Below are 5,642 nucleotides of genomic sequence, written 5' to 3' on the forward strand. Positions count from 1 at the left end.
ATCATTCCTTCGGTAATGGGATCTCCGCTATCCAGGCATTCGGATACAAATTCAAAGTCAGCGCTGTAATCTCTTTGTGATAGTTTAAATACCGTTTGCGTGTAGTATCATTTTTTTCGTATTTAAGGATCGTTGACAGTATATGTTCAAACTGTTCTTCGGCTTGCTTTTCATCCCTAATGGACACGATATCTTCGGTGATAATATCAACCAGGCGGTCTGCATAAATAATGATTCGTTCTTCAAGGCGGTAAAGCGTATAATCCTTGACAGGAAGCCCTAATTCCTGCGCTTCAAACGGGGTAAGCCCACCCCGGATATGCTTTTCCATGACATCGGTGATCGCCTTGGAGAGCCCCAGCGAGGACCCCATTTCAGCACCGATCCGGCCATGTTCCATTCCATGTGTCCGGGCTTTGCCCAGGTCGTGGAAAAGAGCTGCACGGCCTATGAACTCCATGTCAAGGGGCTGTTGTTTAATGCGATCAGCAATTTCAAGGGCTTTTTCTGCCACTTTTCGGCTGTGAATGATATCTTCATCAGACATACCGGCGTTTTTAAGAATCTGAATATCGGACTCCCGGATGGCGTAAGGTTTCCGGAACAGCGGGTTGTTCACCACCGGGAATCCACCGTCCTGCCAGGCTTTCAGTCCCCCTTCGAGGAAAACCGCATCAATCCCTTTGTCAGAAAGGCTTCCGGCCACAGACTGGCTGACCTGTCCGCCTTTCACACAGTAGATGACGGCCTTGCGATCCCCGGCAATATCGCCGCCCCAGAGGTCAACAGATCCCGGGCTGAGCCATTGCGCTCCATTAATTTTCGATTCAGACGCCATCACATCAACCTCTCTTCGCACGTCCAGCAAAGTGATCCTGCTGCCGGAATCTATCAGTTGTGCAAGCTCGTCTGTATTTATATATTTATTCATGGTTGCCGCCTCAAGATGTTTGAATTTTCATATGAATTTCCAGATGATGCCGGCCGCAGCGCCAATGGGCACCATATACTGGATGGGAAGATGAAATTTTTGAAGCAGCAGGAACGAGACACCAGCTGCAGCCACCGCAAAAAAATCCATGCCGTTGGCTGGAAAAAATATCTTGTAACCAAACCAGACGGCCAGATTGAGCACGACTCCGACCACAGCAGCCGTAACACCTTTGAGTGCTGCCTGTAATTTCTGGTTGCCGGCCATGGCCTCAATGAAGGGCGCCCCTGCAAAAATAAAGAAAAAGCAGGGTAAAAACGTAACGTATGTGGTGATCAATGCGCCTAAAACGCCTGATGTCAGCGGGGACAATCCGCCGGGCAGATTCCACCCGCCTAAAAAACCCACATACTGGGTGACCATGATCAAAGGACCGGGTGTGGACTCGGCAAGCCCCAGTCCGATGAGCATCTGTTCCATGGTAAGCCATTCAAGTCCGGTGGCCACATCGGCAATATAGCTTAAGACGGCATAGGCACCGCCAAAGGTGACAAATGCGGCTTTGGTAAAAAACAGCGCAATGGCAGACAAGGTGCTGTCAGCGCCTGCAAATGCCCAGACACTTCCGACAACAACCAGCCAAAGGCCAAGGCAGACAAAAAATATTTTTAACACATGGCCGAAGGTTGCGTTGTACTGATGCCCGCTGTGACCGGTTTCAGCCTCCATGACACACTCTTTGGTCTCCGGATCAAGAGAACCTGAACAAAAAACATCCGGGAAATACCCCCGCATCACAAGTCCGGCCAGGGCTGCGCCGGCAACAATAAAAGGGAATGGCACTTTAAGAAAAAAGATGCAGATAAATGCGGCACCGGCAAACCCGTAAAACAGGTTGTGCTTTAATGCTTTTTTACCGATCCGGATGACCGCCTCCACAACCACCGCTACGACAACAGGCCCGATGCCGTAAAAGGCTGCTGCCACAACCGGCATGTCGATATGGGCTGCGGCAAGCCAGGAGAGCAGCAGCATCAGGAAGACTGCCGGAATAACAAAAAGCGAACCGGCGGCAATCCCCCCTATTGTTCCGTGCATGCGCCAACCCAGATATGTACCCAGCTGCTGCGCTTCGGGACCAGGCAGCAGCATGCAGAAATTGAGCGCCCTTAAAAACTGATTTTCACTGACCCAGTTCCTTTTCTCAACAACTTCCTGGTGCATGATGGCGATTTGCCCTGCCGGACCGCCGAAGCTTATGAACCCCAGCTTTGTCCAGAATTTTAAAGCGTCCCTGAAAGATATGGCATCAACCTTCATAATGTTATCTCTCCTCTTGAAATGTTTCTGTTGAAAGATCCGTACCGAAAAACGCGTACACCGATGTTCCGAAAACGCCGAACACAAATGCTGAAATAAGGCAGATTTCAGGGCTTTTCTGCCAGATGAACGCCCCGCCGAATGCGGCAATGGAAACAAAAATATCCCGGATCAAATAGTACAGCCCGAACATGCCGGCCTTGCAGCTATCAGGGGCCAGGTCCATGATCAGGGCCTTGCGGGTGGGCTCACCGAACTCCTTGAGGCCTCTGAGGATAAAGGCCGGTACCAGCCACACGAAGCTTTTGCAGTGCAGGAGTACCAGGGGAAACAGGGTGAAAAATACGAACGTCATCAGGACAAAGGGCTTTTTTGTGCCCTTGTCAGCAAGATACGCCACAGGAATATACACAAGCACCGCCGTAGTCATCTCGATGGTGGTGAGCAGGCCGAACTGAAGGGCCGACACGGGCTGGGCAATGGTCTTCATGCACCAGACCACCACAAAGGCATAGGGAATCTGCTCGCAGAACCGCACCAGGATATCGGATACCAGCAGCCCTTTCATGGCCGGGTTCATCATGGCCATAAGTTTCAAGGGGTTCTTTTCCGGTGTCAGGTTGCAGGTATCGGAACCGGTTGGGTTGGGCAGGGCATCATCTTCGATCATCTTCTGCTGGAGAACCAGAGCAATCGCGGCCATGGCCAGGGCGGCACCAAAGGCCAGGCGCACCCCGTCCTGCTCTCCCCATATCCCGATGAACAGCCCACCGAGCAAAGGCCCTAAGGCCATGGGGATGCGCCGCACCAGGGAGTGCATGGTCACCCCCATGGTGCGCTTGCCGCCGGGCAGAACCTTGTAAATCAGGCTCATGGTGGCCGGAAGCGATATGGCCGACCAGGAGATAAAAAGCACCGCCCCGACGAGTACCGCCTGCCATGTCGGCACCAGGATCACCAGGGCAAATCCGGCCATGGCCACCAGGTTGAAGATCAGCAGGGATTTTTTGGTGCCGATTCGGTCGGACAGGTAGCCGCCGGGAAAGGAGTAAAGGGCGGACAAAAGGTTGTCCATGGCCTGCAAAAGTCCGATGGCCAGGACCCCGCCGCCCAGGGCAAGCATGTAGATGGGCAAGAACCGCTCGGCCATGCGTTCGCCCATGCCCACCAGCACCACCATGGCCAGCACGCCGGCCGTGCTGCGCTGAAGGCCCAGAAATCCCGGTATCCGGGAAACACGGGTTTTAAAAGTGTCATGAATCGCCATAACGCATTCCTTTACGGTGTCCCCTTTGCTACATCCAGCCGGCACCAGGCATACAAGGCGTCGTAGACCGCAAACTGGTGCCGGATGTTTTCCAGATCGTCCGGGAAACGAAGGCTGTAACCCACAGCAATGGCTTCGAAACCGGCCGCCAGGGGATCGGCATCCAGGCGGTTGGAGTCTGCGGCATTAATGACTTTGGCCATGCGCAGAAGGGCCGCATCCGTCAGTTGATAATCCTCGATGATCGCGTCAAAGGTGCAGCGGTCACCCCGGTGGTGCAAGGTTGCACCATCGGTGTCAAAGGGGATGGCGCAGGTCTTGTCGGCAAGTTCCATCACCTGGCTTTTAGGTGCAAAGATGAACTGTGCGTCCGAGTCGACAAATCTTGTGATCAGCCAGGGACAGGCCACGCGGTCCACGTGGACATGGGATCGGGTTATCCATTTCATGGTAATGCTCCTAAATTTTTCCGGCACCGAAATAGGCCAGTGTTTTGTCCACCAGCACCTGGACATCCTCCACCAGGTGGTTGAACTTGCCGTTTAGGTCGTCGGCCAGATGCTGAACATACTCTTCAGCCGCCTGCTCCCCGTACTTCTCGCGGAACATTTGGCTGAACTCAAGAACACGGGTGATGTCGTGACGTTCTTCCTTGTGCTGGGGATCATCGATCCATTCATGAACTTCCTGGTAGGTTTTACCGGTTCTTTGTCTGCTGATATCGGCATGCTTGGCAATGGATGGCATGGTTTGGCTCCTTTATGCTTTAATGTTTTGTCTTGGGGGTGGCGTTTCAGGGGAACGGTTTATTCCCTTTTCTGCCGGTTAAAATAAGCGTACAAATTGTCAAACAACCGGAACCCTTCGTTCATCCGCTCGTTATCGCCGGGATGTTCGGCCACTAGTCCGGTCAGAAGGGCATTGAATCCGAATGTCTCGCTGCGGCCGAATTTTTCGTCTTTCAGATCAATGTCATGCACCACTTCGGACAACGGCCCCAGGGCATGGTCCCGGATCTGCAGCCGTTGAATCATGACCTCAAAGGTGCACAGATCTCCCTGGTGCGTGTATTCCCCGTCGAACATGTCAAAGCGTATTTCGTTGGTTTGGGGCAGGTATTCAGGGTCCGGAACAAATTTCAGTGCGGCCTTGCCGTCCACGAAACGGCGGATCAGCCAGCTGCAGGCAAGGCGGTCCACAAAGAGATTTCCCCGGGTTACCCAGGTTTTCCCTTTCAGGTCGGCAAAACCGTCAACGGTGTCGGTGTCCGCTGCCGGTGCTCCTGCAAGCAGCTTTTCCAGCGCCTTGAGCTGCAGGTCCGCAGCGGCCCGTTCCGGGGTCCGGAAAAAATCGATGGCGGATATGTCGTCCAGGCGGCGCTGCAGCCTGGAGAGCTGAGCCGGTCCTTTAACGGCAGGGTCCCTGGGGTCGCTCTCTTGTGAAGACCATTGGGCATACAGGGTTCCGGCCTCCTGGATCAGTTTCTCGTAGTCCGCTTTGCGGGCGTTGTGAAACAGGGCCAGGATCTGTTCGTCCGACAGGCCCTGGACAAACCTGGCCTCGGAAATGGAACCATCGCCGCCGCCCTCGACAATCTGCCTGAGTGTCCAGCTCAAATCTTCCCGGGCCTGCTCAGTCAGGGGCATCACATAGACCGATTGCTTGATCGCCACAGCCCCTACCTGTTGCAGCCGCCGCCAGATTTTGACTCGCAGGGCATCCGGTTTGGGAGGGATCTGGTGAATCAATACCAGCCATTTTTTAGGTTGAACCATTATTGTAATATTCTCCGGCACAATTGTTTCAACTAATATGTAACAGTTGTTTCTATATGTCAACGGATCAGTTTGTTTTTTTTGAATTCGATTCACAAGAAAGGGTAACACTTAGGAAATGCACACAAACAACCTGACAGCCCTCGCCAGGAACGGGAAAATGCCGGGACTTAAAGCAACTACACCCGCAGCTGTTGACCGGAAGTTTATGAATATATCTTTTGTTGACAGAAGTTGTCCTGCTGTATTACAAAGATTGCAGTTCCACGAAATTATAGTTGTGTCCTTTTAAACAAAGAAATTCCCGGCATTGAAAACAATGCCGTTTTTCTCCATTGCTATAAAAAGG

At 52.9% G+C, this 5,642-nt stretch carries 6 protein-coding genes; all 6 read right to left on the minus strand.

What is annotated here, in order from left to right; all coding sequences use genetic code 11:
* Position 1 precedes the first annotated feature (1 nt).
* Genes AB7U36_RS17150 through AB7U36_RS17175 form a run of 6 tightly spaced genes read right to left on the minus strand, consistent with a single transcriptional unit; the run spans position 2 to position 5,293 of the window.
* Positions 2–931 carry an HDIG domain-containing metalloprotein gene (locus tag AB7U36_RS17150; protein WP_428160910.1) on the minus strand — a complete coding sequence of 310 codons (930 nt, stop codon included), beginning with the start codon at positions 929–931 and terminating at the stop codon, positions 2–4.
* 27 nt (positions 932–958) lie between these two features.
* Positions 959–2,251 carry a chromate efflux transporter gene (chrA, locus tag AB7U36_RS17155; RefSeq protein ID WP_428160911.1) on the minus strand — a complete coding sequence of 431 codons (1,293 nt, stop codon included), beginning with the start codon at positions 2,249–2,251 and terminating at the stop codon, positions 959–961.
* A gap of 4 nt (positions 2,252–2,255) precedes the next feature.
* Positions 2,256–3,518 carry an MFS transporter gene (locus AB7U36_RS17160; RefSeq protein WP_428160912.1) on the minus strand — a complete coding sequence of 421 codons (1,263 nt, stop codon included), beginning with the start codon at positions 3,516–3,518 and terminating at the stop codon, positions 2,256–2,258.
* 11 nt (positions 3,519–3,529) lie between these two features.
* Positions 3,530–3,967 carry a chromate resistance protein ChrB domain-containing protein gene (locus AB7U36_RS17165; RefSeq protein WP_428160913.1) on the minus strand — a complete coding sequence of 146 codons (438 nt, stop codon included), beginning with the start codon at positions 3,965–3,967 and terminating at the stop codon, positions 3,530–3,532.
* Between the two features lie 10 nt (positions 3,968–3,977).
* Positions 3,978–4,265: a hypothetical protein gene (locus tag AB7U36_RS17170; RefSeq protein WP_428160914.1), complete on the minus strand. Its 288-nt coding sequence runs from the start codon at positions 4,263–4,265 to the stop codon at positions 3,978–3,980.
* Positions 4,266–4,324: 59 nt separating this feature from the next.
* Positions 4,325–5,293: a chromate resistance protein ChrB domain-containing protein gene (locus AB7U36_RS17175; protein ID WP_428160915.1), complete on the minus strand. Its 969-nt coding sequence runs from the start codon at positions 5,291–5,293 to the stop codon at positions 4,325–4,327.
* Between the last annotated feature and the right edge of the window lie 349 nt (positions 5,294–5,642).

Source organism: Desulfobacter sp., from assembly GCF_050177295.1.